The sequence below is a fragment of the Aquitalea magnusonii genome (assembly GCF_003202035.1).
GTDB lineage: Bacteria > Pseudomonadota > Gammaproteobacteria > Burkholderiales > Chromobacteriaceae > Aquitalea > Aquitalea magnusonii.
This window is the reverse complement of sequence record NZ_QJKC01000008.1, coordinates 35836-55893: the sequence shown is the minus strand read 5'-3', so window position 1 is coordinate 55893 and position 20058 is coordinate 35836. Positions and strand designations below refer to the sequence as shown.

The following is a 20058-nucleotide window of genomic DNA, read 5'->3' as shown; positions in this document are numbered from 1 at the left end:
GCTAGCGCTGCCAGTTCAGCAGGGTCCAGCCGTGCTGTACTGCCACGGCGGCCAGTTTCGGGTCGGCATTCACCGTATAAGCCTGTTCCACTTCCTGCAGCAGCGGTACATCGTTGATGGAATCGCTATAGCCGTGGCTGCCTGCCAGCGTGGCGCCGTGTTGCGTCAGCCAGTCGTGCAGGCGCAGCACCTTGCCGTGTTGATAGGTCAGCACGCTGTGGGTGTGGCCGGTATAGCAGCCATCGCGGGTTTCCAGACAGATGGCCAGAAAGTCGTCTGCCCCCAGAAAGCGTGCAATCGGCCCCACCAGATGCTCGCCGGTGGCGGAGATCACCAGCAGGGTGCGCCCCTCCGCCTTGTAGCGCGCCAGGGTTTCCCGTGCGGCCGGAAACACGATGGGCGCGATCTTGTCAGCGATGAAGCGTTCCACCCACTCGGCCACCTCCTCCACGCTGCGGCCCTGCATCGGCTGCAGGGTGAATGCCATATAGTCTTCCATGCGCAGCTCGCCACGGCGGTAGGCCGCCATCAGCTCGGCCTCGCGCGGCAGCATGTCGGCGGCGGCCAGGGCGTGTTCCACCATGAATTGCAGCCACAGGCTGGAGCTGTCGCCGTCGGTGAGGGTGTCGTCCAGATCGAATATGGCCAGCATCAGCGTACCTCGCGCATGTCGTCGCGGCTGATCTGCAGCCTGACTTCGGTGCCGGCCGGCATCAGGTCGCTGGCGGTGCGGTTCAGCCGGTCCACCTGCAGGGTGATGCCGGCGCTTTCAATCTGGTAGCGGATGATATTGCCCAGCAGCTGGTGCTGGCGGATGGTGCCGGCCAGGGTGCCGTCCTGCTGGCTGTGGCCGTCCAGCACATGAATGGATTCCGGGCGGATGGCCAGGTGGCCATTGATGTTCAGCCCCAGCAGACGCTGGGTATCGGCCGCGCCCAGCAGATTGTAATTGCCCATGAAGCGGGCCACGAACTCGGTGGCCGGTTCGGTGTAGACGATTTCGGCGCGGCCTTCCTGTTCCACCCGGCCCTGGTTCATCACGAAGATGCGGTCGGACATGGTGAGCGCTTCTTCCTGATCGTGGGTGACGAAAATGGTGGTCAGGCCCAGGCGGCGCTGGATGTCGCGGATCTGCTCGCGCAGGTTCTTGCGGATGCGGGCGTCCAGTGCCGACAGCGGTTCGTCCAGCAGCAGGATGCGCGGCTCCACCACCAGTGCGCGCGCCAGCGCCACACGCTGGCGCTGGCCACCGGACAGCTCATGCGGGTAGTGGTTTTCCTTGCCGGAAAGCTCCACCAGCTTGATCACCTCGGCCACCTTGCGCTTGATGTCGTCAGCCGGGCATTTGCGCATTTTCAGGCCAAAGCCGATGTTCTGCGTCACATTCATATTGGGAAACAGCGCATAGCTCTGGAACACCATGCCGATGCCGCGCTTTTGCGCGGCCTGCTGGGTGATGTCCTCGCCACCGACGCAGATGCGGCCGGAGGTGGGCGTTTCAAAGCCGGCGATCATGCGCAGTACCGTGGTCTTGCCGCAGCCGGAGGGGCCAAGGAAAGTGACGAACTCGCCCTGTTCGATGTGCATGTTGAAGTCGTGCACCACGACGTGGTCGTCGAAGCGCTTGTGCAGATTATTGATGGTGAGATAGGCCATGCTTGTTCCTTGAATTCTGTCTTGCTCAGGCCGTCTTGCGGGCCGGGCGGGCATTGCGGGCGAATACCTGGATCAGCCCCATGGCTGCCCAGGTCACCATGAAGGCGATGATGGCCAGCGCCGAGGGCTCGTAAGCCCGGTTGGAGCCGATCAGTTGCAGATAGGGGCCAAAGGCCGGGCGGCCCAGCAGGCTGGCCATGGTGAATTCACCGATGACCACGGCAAAGGTGAGGAAGGCACCGGACAGGATGGCCGACTTCACATTGGGAAAGATCACCTGCAGCAAAATGCTGGGCCAGCTGGCGCCCAGGCTCTCGGCCGCTTCGGTCAGCGTGCGTACGTCGATGGCCCTGAGGCCGGCATCGACCGAGCGGTACAGATAGGGCAGGGCCAGCGTCACGTAGCTGCACATCAACAGCAGGTCGGTGGCGCGCTCGTTGCCGGTCAGCGGCAGCCAGGAGCTGCTGTTGTACAGCTTGAGGTAGCCGAACACGATGACGATGGCCGGAATCACCAGCGGCAGCAGGGTGATGAACTCCACCAGCGGCCGCAGCCGTGGCAGCTTCAGCTGGATCCAGTAGGCGGTGGGCACCACCAGCAGGATGCCGACGATGATGGTGAGCACCGCCATCAGCGTGGAATAGCCAAAGGTTGCCTGAAAGCCGGGGTCGGCCAGCACCACCTTGTAGGCTTCGAAGCTGTAGCCATCGCGGTTCATTTTCAGGCTGAACTCGAAAGTGGCAATCAGCGGCAGCAGGAAATAAAGGGTGCCGATGGCAATGGCCACCCAGGCACCCAGTCGCGATGTCGATTTCATTCACGCCCCCTTTCGGCGCGGCTGCGCAGCCAGATATAGCCGGCATTGGACAGGCCGGTCACCACGATCATGCCCAGTGCCAGGGCGTAGCCCAGGTTCTGGTCGTGCAGCACGTCGCCACGGATCTGTGCATACAGCAGGATGGGCACGATATTGAGCGAGCTGCCGGTGAGCGCATAGGCGGTGGCCACCGCGCCAAAGGCGTTGGCGAACAGCAGCAGCGCCGAACCCAGGATGCTGGGCCACAAAATGGGCAGGGCGATATGCCACCAGTAGGCCACGCTGTTGCCACCCAGGCTTTCGCAGGCTTCGCGCCATTCGGCACGCAGGCCGTCAATGGCCGGGGTGACGATCAGCACCATCAGCGGAATCTGGAAGTACAGATAGGTCAGGGTCAGGCCCAGAAAGCTGAGAATGGAAAAACCGGTACTGTAGAGGTCGAAGTCGGCATAGTCGCGCAGCAATACCGTCACCAGACCCATGCGGCCCAGTGTGGCCAGAAAGGCGAAGGACAAGGGGATGCCGGCAAAGTTGGACGCCACGCCGGAGAAGGTCATCAGCGTGGGGCGTATCCATTGCGGCAGGCCACCCTGAATCGCCGCCAGCGCCAGCGCCAGGCCGATGACGGTACCACCCAGCGCCGACGCGGCGCTGACCTTGAAGCTGATCCAGTAGGCCGACAGAATGTTGTCGTCGAACAGTCTGGCGATATTGCCCAGGGTGAAATGGCCGTTGGCATCCTGAAACGCGCCGATCATCAGCGTGGTCGTGGGCAGGATCAGGAACAGCAATGCAAACAGGAAAAACGGTGCCACGCCCAGCCAGTTGAGCGAAGACAGTGTCAGACCCTTGCGGATCTGGCCTGCTCCGGGCGCGGGGCGGTGCGTGAGGGAATCGGGTGAAGTACTCATCCGTGGTGCAGCCTCGTGTACAAGGGCGTGCCCGGCATCAGCAGCGGTGGGGCCGGTGGGCGGCCGCTGCCTTGCTGTTGTACTGCCACGCGGGCAGGGTCGGGTCACTTCCCTGATGGATGGGGTCAAAAACCGTCATGGCCGCTTGCACGGCCATGAGGTCTGGGGCTCAGATGCTGGCGGGCTTACTTGACGTTGCTGCCCACCACGCTGTCCCACTGCTTGGTGATGGTGGCCTTGTACACTTCCTGTTGTTCCAGGGTGGGGAACACGGCCTTTTTGTAGTTGGCGGCAGCCGGCAGCTTGGACAGCAGATCAGCCGGGATTTTCTTGCGCGCGGCCAGGTCGTTGAAGCGGCTCGGGTGGCAATAGCCCTTCAGCCAGCCCAGTTGGCCTTCGTCGGAGTACAGGTATTCCATCCACAGCTTGGCGGCGTTCGGGTGCGGAGCATAGGCGCTGATCGCCTGTACGTACACGCCAGCCACCACGCCGGACTTGGGCACGACCACGGCCACTTTCGGATTGCCCTTCAGGGTGTCGCGGTCGGCCAGGGCGTTGTAGTCCCAGCGCACGATGATGGGGGTGGTGCCCTGGGCCAGCGAGGCCGCCTTGCCGATCACCGGCACGAAGTTGCCGCTCTTGTTCAGTTGCGCGAAGAATTTCAGGCCGGCATCGGCAGCCTTGGCCGGGTTGCCACCGGCTTGCGACAGACCGGCAGCGTACACGCCCATGATGGCCTGGTTGGCGGTGCGCGGGTCACCGGCCAGCGCCACGGCGTTGCGGTATTCCGGTTTCAGCAGGTCGGACCAGTCAGCCGGTACCTTCTTGATGATGTCGGTGTTCACTTCGAATGCCAGCACGCCGTAGTAGTCGCCGTACCAGTAGCCGTCCTTGTCCTTCACTTCAGCCGGAATGCTGTTCCAGGTGGACACCTTGTACGGCAGGAGCAGGCCGGCTTCCTTGGCTTGCGGACCAAAGGACAGACCCACGTCGATCACGTCCGGTGCCTGCGGACCCTTGTTACCCTTGTTGGCCTTGATCGCCTCGATCTCGTCACCGGAACCGGCGTCAGGGTTCAGTTCGTTCACCTTGATGCCATACTTGGCCTTGAAGCCGGCCACCAGGTCACCATAGCCACACCAGTCGTGCGGCAGGGCAATCGTGGTCAGTTCGCCTTCCTGCTTGGCGGCCTTGATCAGACTGTTCAGATCCTGTGCATGGACAGCGGAAGCACCTACACTCAGTGCGGACAAAACTACTGCAGCCATCAGCTTCTTGTTCATTGGTTCCATCCTTTGGACTAGGTCAGTTGAGCAGGGCGATCATAGGCAGTACAGATGACGAAATGATGTGGGCCAAGTTTCAGTTGCATGTCTGTTGTGTGAAGTCTCCGGTGCGACCTGTTTTGGCCATATTCCGACCAGCTGTCGCAGGCTTGTCATTTGAATTTGCTAAACATTAACAGCGACCAAGCTAATCGCACAGTGTCCCTGTGGCAAGGTGCGCCGTGGCCGACAGAAAAGGCAGCAGGCCGCAGGTGCAAGGTCGCAGCAAGTGTTGTCATTGGCTCCAAGCTGTAATCAAATCAACGTGGACTAGTCCAGAGCATGTCAGAAGAAAATAACCAGACACAAGTCGCCCGGATCAGACAGTCCCTGCTGGCGCAGATCGAAGGGGGATTGTTGCCTCCCGGCGGCAAATTGCCATCCGAACGCAGCTTGTCCGAGCTGTTTGATACCACCCGCATCACCCTGAAGGATGCCTTGCTGGCGCTGGAGGCCGAAGGCTGCATCTACCGCGAAGACCGGCGCGGCTGGTTTGTCGCCCCACCGCGGCTGGAATACAACCCGCAGTACCGGGTGCATTTCCAGCAGATGGTGCAACAGCAACAGCGGCGAGTGGATACCCGGGTGCTGTCGGCACGCAGCATGGTGGCCACGCCGGAGATGTGTCAGCGCTTGCAATTGTCGGCATTGGCGCGGGTATTGCAGATTTGCCGCCAGCGCAGCCTGGATGGCCGGGTAGTGATGTATGTCGAGCACTATCTCAAGCCGGAATGCTTTCCCGGTATCATGAACGAAGACCTGTCGCAATCGCTGACCGAGCTGTACCAGACCCGCTACGGCCTGCATTACCGCCGTTCGCGCTTCGACATCACCCCCACCGCCGCGCGTGGCGAGGTGGCGCAGGCGCTGATGCTGGCCGATGGCAGCCCCATCCTGCGCATCACCCGCATCAATTACGACCAGCAGCAGCGCATCATCGATTGTGATGTCGAGTACTGGCGGCACGATGCCATCCGGCTATCGGTGGACAGCCAGCTGCCGGCCGAGCCGGGAGATCTGGGCATCACTGCCATGCCAATGGGTTAGTGTGTGAATAATTGAAGATTCTTGTCATGAATTAACAATTGCACACAATTTCATTACATATGCTTACCAAGCGATACAGCATGGCTACAGACGTCCTGCAGCGCTTGCGACATGCTGCAGACAGTTTCTCACTTCCGGAGAGTTTTCGATGAAAGCACATATCCTGCGCAGTGGCCGTTGGTTGATGCTGGCCGCTGCCGTATCCGGCCTGAGTGCCTGCGTGGTGGTGCCGCCGCGTACCCAGGTGGTGTACAAGCCGGCCCCGGTGGCTGCCGCCCCGCACTGGAACCCCGCCGAACATCCTTATTACGGTCATGCCATGAGCGATCTGCGCCAGGCGCGTGCCCTGCTGGCGCGGCCTGATGCACAGCCGGTGCAGGATGACGAGCGCTGGGCTGTCGGTGCCATCGATGCTGCGCTGAATGAAATGAAGCAGGCTGCCATCGAAGATGGCAAGAACCCCTGGCAGATTCCTGCGCCGGATGCCCGGCTGAGCCCGACCGACCGCTTCCATCAGGCCCTGCAATTGCTGGATCAGGCCAAGCGCGATGCCAGCCACCGCGAGGACGACCCCTGGGTGCGCGACCTGCAAGGGCGCATCCTGCACCATATAGATGATGCGCACCGCGCTACCCAGCAAGCCATTGCCGACGCACTGCGCTGAGCCGGACCAGCATTCTGATTTACCGTCACAATAAAAAAAGTCGCTTGTAATCAAGGAGAGCAATCATGTTGATCTTGAAGAAATCTGTCGCCAGCCTGCTGCTGGCTGGTGTGGCCCTGCTGGCAAGCGGCACGGTCATGGCCGATGACTGGCATGGCAACGACTGGCATCCCGACATGCGCCAGGGGGAGTGGCATGAAGGCATGCCCTGGCGCTTCGAGCAGCACCACTGGCAGCCGGAGCAGCATCCCTACTACAGCCATGCCATGACTGACCTGCGTATCGCCCGCGATTTGCTGGCCCGTCCGGATCAGCCGCGTGTGGAACAGGGCGAGCGCCGTGCCGTGGAAGCCATTAACCAGGCCCTGCACGCCATGCATGATGCCGCCATCGATGATGGCAAAGACCCCTTCCAGCGCATGCCGCCGGATGCGCAATATCGCCCGGATGACCGTTTCCACCAGGCCCTGCGTCTGCTGGACAAGGCAAAGCAGGATGCCAGCCATGAAGAGGACGATCCCTATCTGCGCGGCCTGCAGCATTACATCCTGGGCCAGATCGGTGCAGCCCAGCATGCCGTGAACGAGGCTATCAACGAAGCATTGCGCTAAGCCGTTTACCGCCTGTCAGCCCCCGTCGCAGCCATGCTGTCACGGGGGTTTTGTCATGGCAGGGATGCCGCAGGCCTGCGGTTTTTGCGCTACCATGCCGGCTGTTTGATGTCGACCAAGGATGCAACCATGACCCGCCTGCTTGTCCTCTATAGCGGAGGCACCATTGGCATGGACCACACCCCGGAGGGCCTGGCCCCGGTGCCGGGCCTGCTGCCGCGGCTGCTGCAGCGTTTTCGCACGCCGGCGCTGGATTTCGATGTACTGGAATACCCGCAGCTGATCGACTCGTCGGCCATCGTGCCGGCGCAGTGGCAGCAACTGCTGGATGACCTGATCGCCCGCTATGCCGATTACGACGGTTTCGTGGTGATCCACGGCACCGACACCATGGCCTATACCGCCAGCGTGCTGGCCTTTGCCCTGCAAGGCCTGGCCAAGCCGGTCATTGTCACCGGTTCACAACTGCCGCTGGTGCATCCGCGCTCGGATGGCTGGAGCAATCTGGCCGATGCGCTGGAAGCCGCCAGCCAGCCCGATCTGCACGAAGTGTGCATTGCCTTCAACCGCCTGCTGCTGCGTGGCTGCCGCGCGCGCAAGCTGGATGCCGCCAGCTTTGCCGGCTTTGCCAGCCCCAATGCGCCGGCACTGGCCAGCTTTGGCATTCAGGCCCAGTGGCAGCGCCAGCACTGGCTGGCCGCTACGGCTGATTTCACCCCGGTCAAGCTGGATGTCTCGCTCAAGCTTGCCACCTTTTTCCTCACTCCCGGCCATGCCAGCACCCTTGCGGGACAGATCATGCAGGCGGGCGAGCTGGATGGCGCCGTGCTGATGAGCTATGGCAATGGCAATACGCCGGCTGATCCGGCCTTGCTTGCTGGCGTGGCTGCGCTGACCGCCACTGGTGGCGCAGTGCTGAATATCAGCCAGGTGGTGCATGGTGCGGTGGAAGTCGGGGCCTATGCCGCCAGCCAGCCGCTGGCGCGCGCCGGGGCCGTGGCCGGCGCAGACCTGACACCGGAAGCAGCCACCGCCAAGCTGCTGGTGCTGTTGTCGCAGGGCTTGCGTGGCGAGTCCTTGCGCCAGCAGCTGGCGACCCCGCTGCGGGGCGAGAGCAGCTAAGCTTGCCAGGCCAGTGTGGAGGAAGAACAAGGGCGTGCCATTGGCACGCCCTTGTTGCTGCCAGCTACGGTGATTTGCCTAAAAAACAAGCAGCTGGATTTTTCACTGCCAGATCAGTAGCTTGCCCATGCTATCCACAAGCCCTCCACACCGTGGTACACGCGGGGTGGGGAAAAACAGGGCGGCTGCCTAAAAAACAGGCAGTGACGGAAAGCCCTTTTTACCTCAATGGCTTAGACAGTTTGTCCACAGTCCACACACAAGGCTGTCCCCTCTGCTTGTGCAAAAGCCGCTGCTGCCTGCCATGGCCGCAGGCTTGCGGTGCACTGGCGCGGGCTGCCTAAAAAATCAGCATTTTTGAAAAAGTATATTGATTTCAGTAGCTTGCTGCAGTTTCCCACAGGCCGTGCACAAGCCTGTCCCCGCCAGCTGTGCAAAACCCCGGCCAAGCCTCATTTTCAGGTGTGGACAGCAGCAGCCGGCTGGTCAAACAGGCGATTGCCTAAAAAACAGGCAGCCAGCAAAACCCTGTCCCGTTTCAGATACTTAGCTAACTTGCCCACAGACCGTGCACAAGCCTTTCCCCGCCCGGTGTGTAAAACTGCGATGACGCTGCCGGCCACGGGCAGGTGGCGGGAAACGCCGGCCTGCCTAAAAAACAGGCAGTCAGTGCAAGGCTGATTACTTTCAGCGACTTAGCCTGTTTGTCCACAGCTCACGCACAAGGCTGTCCCCGTCGCTTGTGCGAAACCGTGCACCGTGTACAGAAATGCGCGGCAAGACTACTGGCGGGCTGCCATCCCGACGTATAATCATGCTCTTTGCTGGTGAGTTGCCGTGTCCCTTATCAGAATCGCCATCATCGGGCCGGAATCCTGCGGCAAGAGCACCTTGTCGCTGCAACTGGCGGCCGCCTTGTGCAGCCAGGGCTTGCGCGCGGTGGCCGTGGCCGAGTATGCCCGTGCCTATTACGCCGGGCGCGACTACCAGGTGAGCATGGCCGATATCGAAGCCATCGCCGCCGGTCAGTTGCAGGCCGAGCAGCATGCGGCAGCAGAGCACGACTGGCTGGTGTGCGACACCACGGTGCTGACCTGCAAGATCTGGGCCGATGTGGCCTTTGGCCAGCCTTCGCCGGCACTGCTGCAACTGTACCGGCCGCAGGACTACGCCTTCACCTTGTTGACGGCGGCCGATATCCCCTGGCAGCCAGACCCGCTGCGCAGCCATCCCGCACAGCGCGACTGGTTGCTGGGTTTGTACCAGGCCGAACTGGCGCGCCAGGGCGTGGCCTATACCCTGCTGCAAGGCGGGCAGGCCGCGCGGCTGGCACAAGCCTTGCAGGCGCTGGGCCGGGCAGATTTGCCCAAAAAATAAGCAATGGCGACAAAGTCTTTATCATTCATGGCCTTGTCCCTGTTTTCCACAGCTGCCCCACAGCACTGTCCCGCTGACAGGTGGAAAAGCAGCCGCGTCTGCCTAAAAAACAGGCAATGGCAAAAATGACTTTTCGCTCAAACAGTTGCAGGTCTTGTCCACAGCCGGTGCACAAGCCTGTCCAGAATGGATGTGTAAAATGAATGAAATCTACAAACTGAGTACCGAATACATCGCCCTGTGCGATCTGCTGAAAAGCTGCAGCGTGTGCTCTTCCGGTGGCGAGGCCAAGCATTTCATCGCCGAGGGCAATGTGGCGGTGAATGGCGTGCAGGAATTGCGCAAGACCTGCAAGATCCGCGCCGGTCAGGTGGTGAGCGGGCAGGGCTTTACCATCAAGGTGGTGGCCGCCTGATGAGCGAGCCGTTCCCGCCGGCGGCGGATGATGCCGATCCCATGCCAGAACCGCCGTTCGAGGTAAGCGACGACATGTGCTGCGGCAGCGGCTGCGATCCCTGCATTCTCGACATCTATCATGCCGAGCTGCGCGACTACCGCAGCCGGCTGGCCGCCTGGCAGGCGCGGCACAACAAGGACGGACAATAAGCCATGGCCAGTATCGATCTGCATTTTCATTCGCACGCCTCCGATGGCGCGCTGCCGCCGGCCGAGGTGATCGCCCGCGCCGCCGCCCGTGAGGCCACGCTGGTGGCGCTGACCGACCACGACTGCACGCGCGGCCTGGCCGAAGCGCGTGCCGCTGCGGCTGCGCATGGCGTGGATTTTCTCGATGGCGTCGAGGTATCGGTCACCTGGAATGGCAAGCACACCGTGCATATTGTCGGCCTGGGCATCGACCCCGAACATGCCGGCCTGCTGGCCGGCCTGCAGTCCATCCGTGATGGCCGGGTGGAGCGTGCCCGCGAAATGTCCGATTCGCTGGCGCGCATCGGTATCCACGGGGCCTTCGAAGGGGCGATGGCGGTGTGTGAAAATCCGGAAATGATAGGCCGCACCCATTTTGCCCGTTTCCTGGTCAATAGCGGCGAGGTCAAGGATGTCCGCACCGTGTTCCGCAAATACCTGACGCCGGGCAAGCCCGGTTATGTGCCGCATGAATGGACCCGGCTGGCCGATGCCGTAGGCTGGATCGTCGCCGCTGGCGGCATGGCGGTGATCGCCCATCCCGGTCGTTACGATATGGGGCGCACGCTCACCGAACGGCTGATTCTGGATTTCAAGGATGCCGGCGGCCAGGGCATCGAGGTCGCCAGCGGCAGCCACAGCCTGGACGACATGCACAAGTACGCGCTGATCGCCCAGCGCTATGGCCTGTTGTCCAGCGCCGGCAGCGATTTTCATGCACCGGGCGAAGGCGGCCGCGACGTCGGCCGCACCGATGACCTGCCGCCCATTTGCCAGCCGGTGTGGCAGGCATTGCAAGAGCGCATTATTCGCGCCCCGCGCGCGGCATAACCAACACAGAAGCACGCATATGGCACAGTTCTTCATGATTCACCCGGACAACCCGCAAGCGCGGCTGATCCGGGAAGCGGCCAACATCCTGCGGGGCGGCGGGGTGGTGGTCTATCCCACCGACTCCTGCTACGCGCTGGGCTGCATGCTGGGCGACAAGAAGGCCATGGAGCGCATCCTGGACATCCGCCAGATCGAGCTCAAGCATCACCTGACCCTGGTCTGCCACAACCTGTCCGAGCTGGCCAATTACGCCCGCGTCGACAACAGCCAGTTCCGCCAGCTCAAGGCCGCCACGCCGGGCAGTTACACCTTCATCCTGCAGGCCACCAAGGAAGTGCCGCGTCGCACCTTGCACCCCAAGCGCGCCACCATCGGCCTGCGCGTGCCCGACCACAAGGTGGCGCTGGCCCTGCTGGAAGAACTGGGCGAGCCCATCCTGTCCTGTACCTTGCTGTTGCCGGGCGATGAGGAAGCGCTGACCGATCCGTATGAAATCCGCGAGCGGCTGGAGCACAGCGTGGATGCGGTGATTGACGGCGGCTGGTGTGGCACTGATCCGACGACTGTGATCGACATGACCGACGGCGTGGAACTGCTGCGCCGTGGCAAGGGCGACCCGGCCGTGTTCGGTTTATAGTCATCCGGCTGGAACCCTGGCCGGCTGTCCCCATCTAGTAGTGGTTCATCTTAGCCAACACAGAAAAGAAGCCATGGGCGATACCTCTCAACTGATCCAGCAGATCAGCATCTATGCCTTGCCGGTGCTGCTGGCCATTACCCTGCACGAAGCCGCGCATGCCTATGCCGCCAAGCGTTTTGGCGATGCCACCGCCTATATGCTGGGGCGCATGACGCTTAACCCGCTCAAGCACATTGACCCGGTGGGCACCGTACTGCTGCCGCTGCTGTCGCTGATGATGGGCGGCGTGCTGTTCGGCTGGGCCAAACCGGTGCCGGTGAATTTCGGCGCGCTGCGCAATCCGCGTGTCGGCATGCGCTGGGTGGCGGCTGCCGGCCCGCTGGCCAACTTCATCATGGCGGTGCTGTGGGTCTTGCTGCTCAAGCTGGCCATCGTCATGAACAACAGCTATTCCGAACCGCTGGCGCTGATGAGCAAGGCCGGCATCAATATCAACGTCATGCTGATGGTGCTCAACCTGCTGCCGCTGCTGCCGCTGGATGGCGGGCGCATCGTGGAAAGCCTGCTGCCGCCTGGCCTCGCCTACAAGTATTCGCGGCTGGAACCCTATGGCATGTGGATACTGATCGCGCTGATCTTTACCGGCGTACTCATGCCGCTGCTCAATCCGCTGCGCCAGCTGGTGTATCATCTGCTCAGTCTCTTTTTCTAACTGGAATCCGCTCCATGTTTGCCAACCGCATCCTTTCCGGCATGCGCCCCACGGGCAGCCTGCACCTTGGCCATTACCACGGCGTCATCAAGAACTGGGTAGAGCTGCAGAGCAGTCACGATTGCTATTTCATGGTGGCCGACTGGCACGCCCTCACCACCAATTACGATAATGTCTCCATCATCGAAAAGAGCATCTGGGACATGGTGATCGACTGGCTGGCGGCCGGCGTCGACCCGGACAAGGCCACGGTATTCCTGCAGTCCAAGGTACCGCAGCATGCCGAGCTGCATCTGGCGCTGTCCATGGTGACCCCGCTGTCCTGGCTGGAGCGCGTGCCCACCTACAAGGACCAGATCGAAAAGCTGTCCACCAAGGATCTGGGTACTTACGGCTTCCTCGGCTACCCGCTGCTGCAGGCCGCCGACATCCTGGTGTACAAGGCCGGGCTGGTGCCGGTGGGCGAAGACCAGGTGCCACATATCGAACTGACCCGCGAAGTGGCCCGCCGCTTCAACAACCTGTTTGGCCGCGAAGCCAATTTCGACGAGCTGGCCCAGGCCGCCGCCAAGAAAATCGGCAAGCAGGGCAAGCAGTTCATGCAGCAGCGTACCGCTTATTTGCAGGACGGCAATGCCGAAGCCCTGCAAGCTGCGCGCGAGATTCTGGCCGCCAGCCAGAACCTGGGCGTGGCCGACCGCGAACGGCTGGCCGGCTGGCTGGAAAACAAGGGCAAGACCATTCTGCCGGAGCCGGAAGCCAAGCTGACCGCCGCCTCGCGCATGCCGGGTCTGGACGGGCAGAAAATGTCCAAGTCCTATGGCAACACCATCACCATGCGCGAAGCGCCGGAACAGGTGAGCAAGAAGGTCAAGGCCATGCCCACCGACCCGGCCCGCGTACGCCGTACCGATGCCGGTAATCCGGAAAAATGCCCGGTGTGGCAGCTGCATCAGGTTTACAGCGATCACGACACCCGCGAATGGGTGAAGCAGGGCTGTACCAGCGCCGGCATCGGCTGTCTGGATTGCAAGCAACCGGTGATCGAAGGCGTGCTGCGTGAACAGCAACCGATGTTCGAACGCGCCGAGCAGTATCTGTCGCACCCGGACCGGGTCAAGGAAATCGTATTCGAAGGTTGCCGTCGCGCCGAGCAGGTGGCCAAGGAAACCATGAGCGACGTACGCGCCGCCATGGGGCTGGGTTTCTGATTCGCAACACCCTGGCAACAAGCAAAAAGCCGGAACCATGTGTTCCGGCTTTTTTATTGCATTCTTGCGGCGTCCAGTGTCAGTGCTCGACACGCGGCAGGAAGATTTCCGCCAGCATGCAGCGGCAACTGCCACCGCCGACTGCTTCAATGGTGGGGATGGGGTTGACCACCGGCTGGCCATGACGCTCCAGCACGCGGCGCTGTGCCGGGGTGAAGCCTTCCCAGGCGCGCTGCGACATGGCCAGCAGCGGCGTGCCGTCCTGTGCCGCCAGTTGCAGGATATTGCCGCAGAAATGCTGCTCCACCTGCTGATGGCTGATGCGGATCACCTCGTGGGTGGACTCCAGCGTGGCCAGCACCTGCTGGCGTTGTTCCGGCTGATACAGGCTGTCGGCACAGATCACCGCGATATCCTGCCCCACCGACATCATCACATTGCTGTGATAGATGGGGACGCCGTGGCTGTCGGCGGTGTCAAACAATTGCACATCCTCCAATCCACGCAAGCGGGCATAGCGGTACAGTGCCAGCGGATGGCAGCGCTGCGAACGCGCGGCATACACCCGGCGGCGGGCATGGTCGAAAATCATCACCCCGGTGCCTTCCAGGATCAGTTCCTCCTCCCAGGGATGGCCCACCCAGCTGATCTGGTTGATCTGGTAGCCATGGCCCAGCAGCAGCCGCGCCAGCTCCTCCACCCGCCGTTCCTGACGGCGGTTGGGCGTGTGCATCGGATAAATGTGCAAGCTGCCATCGGCGCTGGTGCTAAACCAGTTGTTGGGAAATACCGCATCCGGCGTGGCAATGCCGTCTGGGCTTTTTTCCAGCACCATCACCTGCAGGCCATATTGCTGCAGGCGCTGCACCATGGCATCGAATTCCGCCATGGCCTGTGCGGTGACGGCTGCCGGCGGCAGGTTCAGCCGATGCTGGAACACATTGTCGGCACCGGTCTGTTCGTTAAAGGCAAAGTCGACCGGGCGCACCATGACCACGGCGCGCGCCAGTTGCGCCTGTGGCGGGCGGGTCAGCGACAGCGGTGCGACCCAGGGCAGATTCTGATTTCCCATGTAATGGTTTCGGAGGCAAAGTAAGGAGGGTGCTGGTATAGTAGCCAGACCTACATCAAACAAAAAGTTGGATTTGTTTGACATCTCCATAATGATTTGGAATGGATTTTCATCTAGCCGCTCTCAAGGCTTTTGTCAGTGCTGCGCGTGAGTCTTCATTTTCGCGCGCCGCCGACTGCCTGCACCTCACCCAGCCCGGCCTGTCCAAGCGCATTCGCAGCCTGGAGGATGCCCTGCGCGTCACGCTGTTCGACCGCATCGGCCGGCGCACGGTGTTGACCGAGGCCGGCCGCGCCTTCCTGCCCCATGCGCTGCGCATCCTGGCGGAGGCCGACCAGGCCAGCCAGCTATTGCGCAGCCTGCAACCGGCGCAGATTGGCAAGCTGCATCTGGCCACCACCCAGCATATCGGCCTGTACTACCTCAAGCCGCTGCTGGCCGATTTTGTCCGCCAGTATCCGGGCATTGATCTCACCGTGGATTTCAAGACCTCGGCCGAAACCCACAAACTGCTGTGTCAGGGTGAGCTGGAGCTGGGCTTCATGTCCGAACCGCCGCTGCATGAGCAGGCGCTGGAATATGTCGAGGTACTGAACGAGCGGCTGTGTTTTGCCGTGGCTCAGCAACATCCATTGGCCTTGCTCGCGGCGCTGACGCTGCAGGACCTGGCGCGCTATCCGGCCCTGTTGCCCGGCAGCAATACCCGCTGCCGGCGGCTGATCGAAAACCTGTTCCAGCAGCACGCCACCCCGCTGGATGTGCGTGAGCCGTCCAATTATCTGGAAGCGCTGCGCATGCTGGTGGAGGCCGGGCTGGGCTGGAGCGCCCTGCCCGAAGTGATGATCAGCAGCGGCCTGTGCCGGCTGCCCTTGCAGCCCTACGAGCCGGCGCGCACCATCATGCTGGCCTATCACCGCAAGGTGAGCCTGTCCGGGCCGGCACGCCTGTTTCTGGAATGGCTCAAGGCGCACCCACCTGGCTTACACTCTGTCGCATGAGTACCTTGAACACCGCCACCGACTTTACCCTGACTGCGCCGGAACTGCCGGCTGGCCTGCCCATTGCCCACGTTTTTGGCCAGCCGGTGCTGGAAGTGCCGCAAGACCTGTTCATCCCGCCCGATGCCTTGCAGGTGATACTGGAAAGCTTCGAAGGCCCGCTGGATTTGCTGCTGTACCTGATTCGCAAGCAGAACCTCGATGTGCTCAACATTCCCATGGCCGACATCACCCGCCAGTACATGAGCTATGTCGACGCCATGCGTAGCGAACGGCTGGAGCTGGCGGCCGAATACCTGTTGATGGCGGCGCTGCTGATTGAAATCAAATCGCGGCTGCTGCTGCCGCGCCCGCCGCTGGACGAAGAGGGCGAGCCGGACGACCCGCGCGCCGAACTGGTACGCCGCCTGCTGGACTACGAACAAATGAAGCTGGCGGCCCTGGCACTGGACAAGCTGCCGCAGGCCGACCGCGATTTTGCCTGGCTGGCAGTGCTGATCGAGCAGGGCGCCGAGGCGCGCCTGCCGGATGTGGCCGCAGTGGATCTGCGCCAGGCCTGGCTGGCCATTTTGTCGCGCGCCCGGCACAAGCGCAGCCACAAGGTGGAAAAGGACGAACTGTCGGTACGCGAGCAGATGAGCTGGATCCTGCGCTATCTCAGTGAGCGCGAATACGTACCGTTCGAGGAACTGTTCGAAGTCGATAAGGGGGTGGCGCACCTGGTGGTCAACTTCATCGCGGTGCTGGAACTGGTCAAGGAAGGGCTGATCAAGGTCAGCCAGGAACTGGCCTATCAGCCGATTTACGTCCGCATCGCCATCAGCTGATGGCGCGAACTGTTGCGCGCATGACAGTCGCGCGTCAATTGACCGTGCCGCGGGGCGGGAAATCAGGTAAAATCCGCGCCTTCCCCGCGCAATGTATATTTTTTCGCCCCCAGTCCTGCACGCAGGCCGGGCGAGACCTGGTCCGATGTCCACCATCACCGACTTAAACTATCTCAAGATCGTGCTGGAAACGGCATTGTTGACCGCGACGGAACCCTTGTCGGTATCCCAGCTCAAAAAGCTGTTTACCGAAGACATCAAGGCCACCTTGCTGAACGACATTCTGGAAGATATCCAGACTGACTGGCGTGGCCGTGGTGTGGAACTGGTGAAACTGGCCAGCGGCTGGCGCTTTCGAGCCCGGGCCGAGTTCACCCCCTATCTGTCACGGCTGAATCCGGAAAAACCGCCGCGTTATTCGCGTGCCGTGATGGAAACCCTGGCGATTATCGCCTACAAACAACCTGTTACCCGTGGTGATATCGAATCCATTCGTGGCGTGTCGGTGTCCACCAGCGTGATGCAAACCCTGCTGGAGCGGGGATGGATTGAAGTAATCGGGCACAAGGACGTGCCCGGCCGGCCGGGGCTGTATGCCACCACCCGCAAGTTTCTGGATGATCTTGGCTTTGTTTCGCTAAGGGATCTGCCGCCACTGGCAGACTTGGGAACACTGGTCATACCCGATGCCCAGCCACAAGAGATCGGCAGCGAAGACGCCGAAGACACTCTCCCCCTCGACGATGAGGCGGACAATCTGGAGCCACAGGCAGAATAGGCCGGACGCCGTTTTGCCGTGCGCTCGTAATGAAAGAGCATGATTTATGTCTAAAGGACAAAACAACGCCCGCCAGCCGGTGGCGCGTGTAAAGGGCCGCGAATCTTCTCCGCGCCGTCAGCCCGATGCGCCGCGCGGCAACGCCCCGCAGCAACAAGGTCGTGGCAAGCCGGGAGGCTTTGGCAAGGCGCGCAATCCGCAAGACGCGCAGGCCCAGGGCGGCAAGCCGCAGGGCCGTCGCCCCGCTGCGCCACGCGATGCCTATGGCAATCTGCTGCAGGCACAAGCCAATGCCGCACCACATGAAAGCGCACCGCTGTTCAAGATGAGCCGTGCCGAACTGGCGCAGCTGGAATTGCAACGCCAGGCCCGTGGCCTGCCGCGTGATGAAAACGGCGAACCCAACGGCAATGTGGCCGAGCCGAAAAAGCCGCTCGCCGGTCGTCGCAAGGAAACGGTGAACCGTCGTGGCGAAGTGCAGGCCAAGCCTACCGGCAGCGGCAAGCGCAGCCAGTCGGAAAACAACCGCCAGCAGCAGGCTGCCCGCCGCCAGGAAAAGGCCGAGCGACTGCAAGGCCAGGGCGGTGAGGCATTGCAGCATGAGCGCCGCTTTGGCAACAAGAACGCCGCCATGCCGGTGGCCGAAGGTGAACAAAGCCCGCGCGAACAGCGTCGTGCTCCGGCCGCGGGCAAGCCGCGCGCAGAAGGCAAGTCGCTGGTGATCAAGGCAAAAAAGTTGCGTCTGCGCAGCCCGAGTCAGGACGTGAAAGAAAAGTCCAAGCGGCTGCGCGAGGTACGCCTCGACAAGGAACAGATTGAACCGGTCCGCCTGCAAAAGGCGCTGTCCGCTTCCGGCGTCGGCTCCCGCCGCGAAATGGAAGAATGGATTGAAGCCGGCCTGGTGATGGTGAACGGCAAGAAAGCCAATCTGGGCGACCGCGTGGGTCCGGAAGACCGTGTCACCGCCAAGGGTGATGTGATCAAGCTCAAGTGGGCCGACCGCCTGCCGCGCATCATCATGTATCACAAGCAGGAAGGCGAAATCGTTTCCCGCGACGACCCGGAAGGCCGGGTCAGCGTGTTCGAGCGCCTGCCGCAAGCCAAGAGCAGCCGCTGGGTGGCCGTGGGCCGTCTGGACGTCAACACCTCCGGCCTGCTGCTGATCACCACCAGTGGTGAACTGGCCAACCGCATGATGCACCCCAGCTTTGAAGTGGAGCGGGAATACGCCGTGCGCGTGCTGGGCGAGCTGACCCCGGAAATCGCCAAGGAAATGACCGCCGGTGTGGAACTGGAAGACGGCCCGGCCGCCTTCCAGCGCGTATTCCAGCGCGGTGGTGCCGAAGAAGGTGCCAACCAGTGGTACAACGTGGTGATCAAGGAAGGCCGTAACCGCGAAGTGCGGCGCATGTTCGAACACTTCGGCCTCACGGTCAGCCGGCTGATCCGCGTGCGCTTCGGCAACCTCGGCCTGCCGCCGCGTTTGAAACGTGGCCAGTTCTACGAACTGAACGAAGCGGAAGTGGCGGCGGTGATGAAGTGGTCCGACCTGACCATGACCGGCCGCAAGAAAACCCGCGGAAGCAAGGCAGAGTGAGCCGTGGCAGCTGGCCGTTGCTGACGGCACTGGCTGCGCGCTGCTGCAAATGGGTGACCGGCTGGCGGTCGCCCGTTTTGCTTTCGACAGGCTCGCAGGATGTGACCGTGCCGCCGGCCGCCGCCGCGGGTGGCAGCGGCCTGCTGGGTTTGCGGCGCGGCCCGCGTGCCTCGGTGGTCATCATTCAGGATGGCCGTCTGCTGATGATGCAGCGGATCAAGAACGGCAAGGAATACTTCGTGTTGCCCGGTGGCACCATCAAGGCGGGTGAAACCCCGGCCATGGCCTGTGTGCGCGAAACCCGCGAAGAAACCGGCCTGAGCATCTGGCTGGCCGAGCAGCTGTGCACGCTGGAACACAAGGGGCGCATCGAGCATGTGTTTCTGGCCAGCAAGTTTCGCGGTACCCTGCGGCTGGGCGGGCCGGAGCTGGCGCGCATGACGCCGGACAATCAATACCATCTGCGGTGGCTGGACTACGCGCAACTGCAGCAGGTGAAGCTGCGGCCGAAGAATCTGCTGGTGTACTGCCGGGAATGGCTGTGGCCGGTGGAGGAGTGACAACTTGCCGCGACCATCGTTATCGACGTAAGGTGGCGGATTGCAGCGCAAGGCAGGGAAGCAGGCATGAGCAAGGCATTTACCAAAGAGAATGACGAGGCCGAAGACGATCTGCCAGTCGAGCAGCGGCTGCCGGCCTCCAGCAAGAACTACATCACCCCCGGTGGCTGGCGGCGGCTGAAGGATGAGCTGTACCAGCTGGTCAACAAGGAGAGGCCGGAAGTGGTGCAGGTGGTCAACTGGGCGGCCAGCAATGGCGACCGCTCGGAAAACGGCGACTATCTGTACGGCAAGCGGCGGCTGCGTGAAATCGACCGCCGCATCCGTTTTTTGACCAAGCGGCTGGAGCTGGCCGAAGTGGTCGATCCCGAAGCCCGTGAAGCCACCGACCAGGTCTTTTTCTCGGCCACCGTGCTGATCGAACGGGGCGATGGCAGCGAGCAGTTGCTGAGCATTGTCGGCGTGGACGAGATCGACCTGCCGCGCGGTCATATCAGCTGGATTTCGCCGATTGCCCGCACCCTGCTCAAGGCGCGCGAGGGCGACAGCGTGGTGTTTCGTGGCCCGGACGGCGACGAGGACATCGAAATCCTCGAAGTGCGCTACCAGAAAATCAGCTGAGCCGGACTACCCAGCCCAAATAAAAGCCCGTGT

At 62.1% G+C, this 20058-nt stretch carries 23 protein-coding genes; 17 read left to right on the top strand and 6 right to left on the bottom strand.

Features of this window, described 5'->3' with window-relative positions; translation table 11 throughout:
* Window position 1: 1 nt before the first annotated feature.
* The 5 genes from DFR38_RS09950 to DFR38_RS09930 all read right to left on the bottom strand — a co-directional run bounded on the left by DFR38_RS09950 (window position 2) and on the right by DFR38_RS09930 (window position 4667).
* Entirely contained in the window at window positions 2–652 is a 651-nt protein-coding gene (locus DFR38_RS09950) for an HAD family hydrolase (protein WP_244909895.1), read from the bottom strand.
* A complete protein-coding gene (locus DFR38_RS09945; protein WP_059285089.1) occupies window positions 652–1656 on the bottom strand; it encodes an ABC transporter ATP-binding protein in 1005 nt (334 codons plus the stop codon). The genes DFR38_RS09950 and DFR38_RS09945 overlap by 1 nt, the downstream gene beginning before the upstream one ends.
* Before the next feature lie 25 nt (window positions 1657–1681).
* Window positions 1682–2473 (bottom strand): ABC transporter permease, encoded by a 792-nt coding sequence (locus DFR38_RS09940; protein ID WP_110313346.1) that lies wholly within the window; start codon window positions 2471–2473, stop codon window positions 1682–1684.
* Window positions 2470–3384: an ABC transporter permease gene (locus DFR38_RS09935; protein ID WP_059285090.1), complete on the bottom strand. Its 915-nt coding sequence runs from the start codon at window positions 3382–3384 to the stop codon at window positions 2470–2472. Before DFR38_RS09935 ends, DFR38_RS09940 begins: the two co-directional genes overlap by 4 nt.
* A 185-nt stretch (window positions 3385–3569) precedes the next feature.
* Window positions 3570–4667, bottom strand: coding sequence for an ABC transporter substrate-binding protein (locus DFR38_RS09930; protein WP_059285091.1), 1098 nt, complete (start codon window positions 4665–4667; stop codon window positions 3570–3572).
* A 324-nt stretch (window positions 4668–4991) separates the two neighbouring features.
* On the opposite strand from DFR38_RS09930, the gene DFR38_RS09925 reads away from it, so the two are divergent.
* The 11 genes from DFR38_RS09925 (at window position 4992) to DFR38_RS09875 (ending at window position 13572) form a co-directional block, all read left to right on the top strand.
* A complete protein-coding gene (locus DFR38_RS09925) occupies window positions 4992–5756 on the top strand; it encodes a UTRA domain-containing protein (RefSeq protein WP_059285092.1) in 765 nt (254 codons plus the stop codon).
* 148 nt (window positions 5757–5904) lie between these two features.
* Entirely contained in the window at window positions 5905–6420 is a 516-nt protein-coding gene (locus DFR38_RS09920; protein ID WP_059285093.1) for a hypothetical protein, read from the top strand.
* A 65-nt stretch (window positions 6421–6485) separates the two neighbouring features.
* Window positions 6486–7031 (top strand): hypothetical protein, encoded by a 546-nt coding sequence (locus DFR38_RS09915; RefSeq protein ID WP_059285094.1) that lies wholly within the window; start codon window positions 6486–6488, stop codon window positions 7029–7031.
* Between the two features lie 129 nt (window positions 7032–7160).
* Window positions 7161–8153: an asparaginase gene (locus DFR38_RS09910; protein WP_110313383.1), complete on the top strand. Its 993-nt coding sequence runs from the start codon at window positions 7161–7163 to the stop codon at window positions 8151–8153.
* Between the two features lie 837 nt (window positions 8154–8990).
* Complete coding sequence (locus DFR38_RS09905; RefSeq protein ID WP_110313345.1) at window positions 8991–9530, top strand: AAA family ATPase; 540 nt, start codon at window positions 8991–8993, stop codon at window positions 9528–9530.
* Window positions 9531–9729: 199 nt separating this feature from the next.
* On the top strand, window positions 9730–9945 hold the full coding sequence (locus DFR38_RS09900; protein WP_110313344.1) for an RNA-binding S4 domain-containing protein: 216 nt from the start codon (window positions 9730–9732) through the stop codon (window positions 9943–9945).
* Window positions 9945–10136, top strand: a complete 192-nt coding sequence (locus tag DFR38_RS09895; RefSeq protein WP_110313343.1) for an oxidoreductase-like domain-containing protein — start codon at window positions 9945–9947, stop codon at window positions 10134–10136. Before DFR38_RS09900 ends, DFR38_RS09895 begins: the two co-directional genes overlap by 1 nt.
* A 3-nt stretch (window positions 10137–10139) precedes the next feature.
* Entirely contained in the window at window positions 10140–11006 is an 867-nt protein-coding gene (locus DFR38_RS09890; RefSeq protein WP_110313342.1) for a 3',5'-nucleoside bisphosphate phosphatase, read from the top strand.
* 19 nt (window positions 11007–11025) lie between these two features.
* On the top strand, window positions 11026–11646 hold the full coding sequence (locus DFR38_RS09885; RefSeq protein WP_059287330.1) for an L-threonylcarbamoyladenylate synthase: 621 nt from the start codon (window positions 11026–11028) through the stop codon (window positions 11644–11646).
* Window positions 11647–11719: 73 nt separating this feature from the next.
* Window positions 11720–12361: a site-2 protease family protein gene (locus tag DFR38_RS09880; protein WP_059287331.1), complete on the top strand. Its 642-nt coding sequence runs from the start codon at window positions 11720–11722 to the stop codon at window positions 12359–12361.
* 14 nt (window positions 12362–12375) lie between these two features.
* Window positions 12376–13572: a tryptophan--tRNA ligase gene (locus tag DFR38_RS09875; protein WP_059287332.1), complete on the top strand. Its 1197-nt coding sequence runs from the start codon at window positions 12376–12378 to the stop codon at window positions 13570–13572.
* A 79-nt stretch (window positions 13573–13651) separates the two neighbouring features.
* Here the strand turns inward: DFR38_RS09875 and DFR38_RS09870 are convergent, their stop codons facing one another.
* Window positions 13652–14644 (bottom strand): arginine deiminase-related protein, encoded by a 993-nt coding sequence (locus tag DFR38_RS09870; protein ID WP_059287333.1) that lies wholly within the window; start codon window positions 14642–14644, stop codon window positions 13652–13654.
* 101 nt (window positions 14645–14745) lie between these two features.
* On the opposite strand from DFR38_RS09870, the gene DFR38_RS09865 reads away from it, so the two are divergent.
* The 6 genes from DFR38_RS09865 (at window position 14746) to greB (ending at window position 20025) form a co-directional block, all read left to right on the top strand.
* A complete protein-coding gene (locus tag DFR38_RS09865) occupies window positions 14746–15642 on the top strand; it encodes a LysR family transcriptional regulator (protein WP_059287334.1) in 897 nt (298 codons plus the stop codon).
* Window positions 15639–16469 (top strand): segregation and condensation protein A, encoded by an 831-nt coding sequence (locus DFR38_RS09860; protein WP_110313341.1) that lies wholly within the window; start codon window positions 15639–15641, stop codon window positions 16467–16469. Before DFR38_RS09865 ends, DFR38_RS09860 begins: the two co-directional genes overlap by 4 nt.
* 145 nt (window positions 16470–16614) lie before the next feature.
* Window positions 16615–17247: an SMC-Scp complex subunit ScpB gene (scpB, locus tag DFR38_RS09855; RefSeq protein WP_059287554.1), complete on the top strand. Its 633-nt coding sequence runs from the start codon at window positions 16615–16617 to the stop codon at window positions 17245–17247.
* Window positions 17248–17878: 631 nt separating this feature from the next.
* Entirely contained in the window at window positions 17879–18844 is a 966-nt protein-coding gene (rluB, locus tag DFR38_RS21550) for a 23S rRNA pseudouridine(2605) synthase RluB (protein WP_233170289.1), read from the top strand.
* Between the two features lie 107 nt (window positions 18845–18951).
* A complete protein-coding gene (locus DFR38_RS09845; protein WP_158527722.1) occupies window positions 18952–19404 on the top strand; it encodes an NUDIX domain-containing protein in 453 nt (150 codons plus the stop codon).
* Between the two features lie 66 nt (window positions 19405–19470).
* Complete coding sequence (greB, locus tag DFR38_RS09840; RefSeq protein ID WP_059286887.1) at window positions 19471–20025, top strand: transcription elongation factor GreB; 555 nt, start codon at window positions 19471–19473, stop codon at window positions 20023–20025.
* Window positions 20026–20058 lie beyond the last annotated feature (33 nt).

Bases quoted from the DNA above. Each gene is read 5' to 3' on its own strand.
- DFR38_RS09950 (WP_244909895.1), bottom strand. From the start codon at position 652: ATGCTGGCCATATTCGATCTGGACGACACCCTCACCGACGGCGACAGC.
- DFR38_RS09945 (WP_059285089.1), bottom strand. From the start codon at position 1,656: ATGGCCTATCTCACCATCAATAATCTGCACAAGCGCTTCGACGACCAC.
- DFR38_RS09940 (WP_110313346.1), bottom strand. From the start codon at position 2,473: ATGAAATCGACATCGCGACTGGGTGCCTGGGTGGCCATTGCCATCGGC.
- DFR38_RS09935 (WP_059285090.1), bottom strand. From the start codon at position 3,384: ATGAGTACTTCACCCGATTCCCTCACGCACCGCCCCGCGCCCGGAGCA.
- DFR38_RS09930 (WP_059285091.1), bottom strand. From the start codon at position 4,667: ATGAACAAGAAGCTGATGGCTGCAGTAGTTTTGTCCGCACTGAGTGTA.
- DFR38_RS09925 (WP_059285092.1), top strand. From the start codon at position 4,992: ATGTCAGAAGAAAATAACCAGACACAAGTCGCCCGGATCAGACAGTCC.
- DFR38_RS09920 (WP_059285093.1), top strand. From the start codon at position 5,905: ATGAAAGCACATATCCTGCGCAGTGGCCGTTGGTTGATGCTGGCCGCT.
- DFR38_RS09915 (WP_059285094.1), top strand. From the start codon at position 6,486: ATGTTGATCTTGAAGAAATCTGTCGCCAGCCTGCTGCTGGCTGGTGTG.
- DFR38_RS09910 (WP_110313383.1), top strand. From the start codon at position 7,161: ATGACCCGCCTGCTTGTCCTCTATAGCGGAGGCACCATTGGCATGGAC.
- DFR38_RS09900 (WP_110313344.1), top strand. From the start codon at position 9,730: ATGAATGAAATCTACAAACTGAGTACCGAATACATCGCCCTGTGCGAT.
- DFR38_RS09895 (WP_110313343.1), top strand. From the start codon at position 9,945: ATGAGCGAGCCGTTCCCGCCGGCGGCGGATGATGCCGATCCCATGCCA.
- DFR38_RS09890 (WP_110313342.1), top strand. From the start codon at position 10,140: ATGGCCAGTATCGATCTGCATTTTCATTCGCACGCCTCCGATGGCGCG.
- DFR38_RS09885 (WP_059287330.1), top strand. From the start codon at position 11,026: ATGGCACAGTTCTTCATGATTCACCCGGACAACCCGCAAGCGCGGCTG.
- DFR38_RS09880 (WP_059287331.1), top strand. From the start codon at position 11,720: ATGGGCGATACCTCTCAACTGATCCAGCAGATCAGCATCTATGCCTTG.
- DFR38_RS09875 (WP_059287332.1), top strand. From the start codon at position 12,376: ATGTTTGCCAACCGCATCCTTTCCGGCATGCGCCCCACGGGCAGCCTG.
- DFR38_RS09870 (WP_059287333.1), bottom strand. From the start codon at position 14,644: ATGGGAAATCAGAATCTGCCCTGGGTCGCACCGCTGTCGCTGACCCGC.
- DFR38_RS09865 (WP_059287334.1), top strand. From the start codon at position 14,746: ATGGATTTTCATCTAGCCGCTCTCAAGGCTTTTGTCAGTGCTGCGCGT.
- DFR38_RS09860 (WP_110313341.1), top strand. From the start codon at position 15,639: ATGAGTACCTTGAACACCGCCACCGACTTTACCCTGACTGCGCCGGAA.
- scpB (WP_059287554.1), top strand. From the start codon at position 16,615: ATGTCCACCATCACCGACTTAAACTATCTCAAGATCGTGCTGGAAACG.
- rluB (WP_233170289.1), top strand. From the start codon at position 17,879: ATGCCGGTGGCCGAAGGTGAACAAAGCCCGCGCGAACAGCGTCGTGCT.
- greB (WP_059286887.1), top strand. From the start codon at position 19,471: ATGAGCAAGGCATTTACCAAAGAGAATGACGAGGCCGAAGACGATCTG.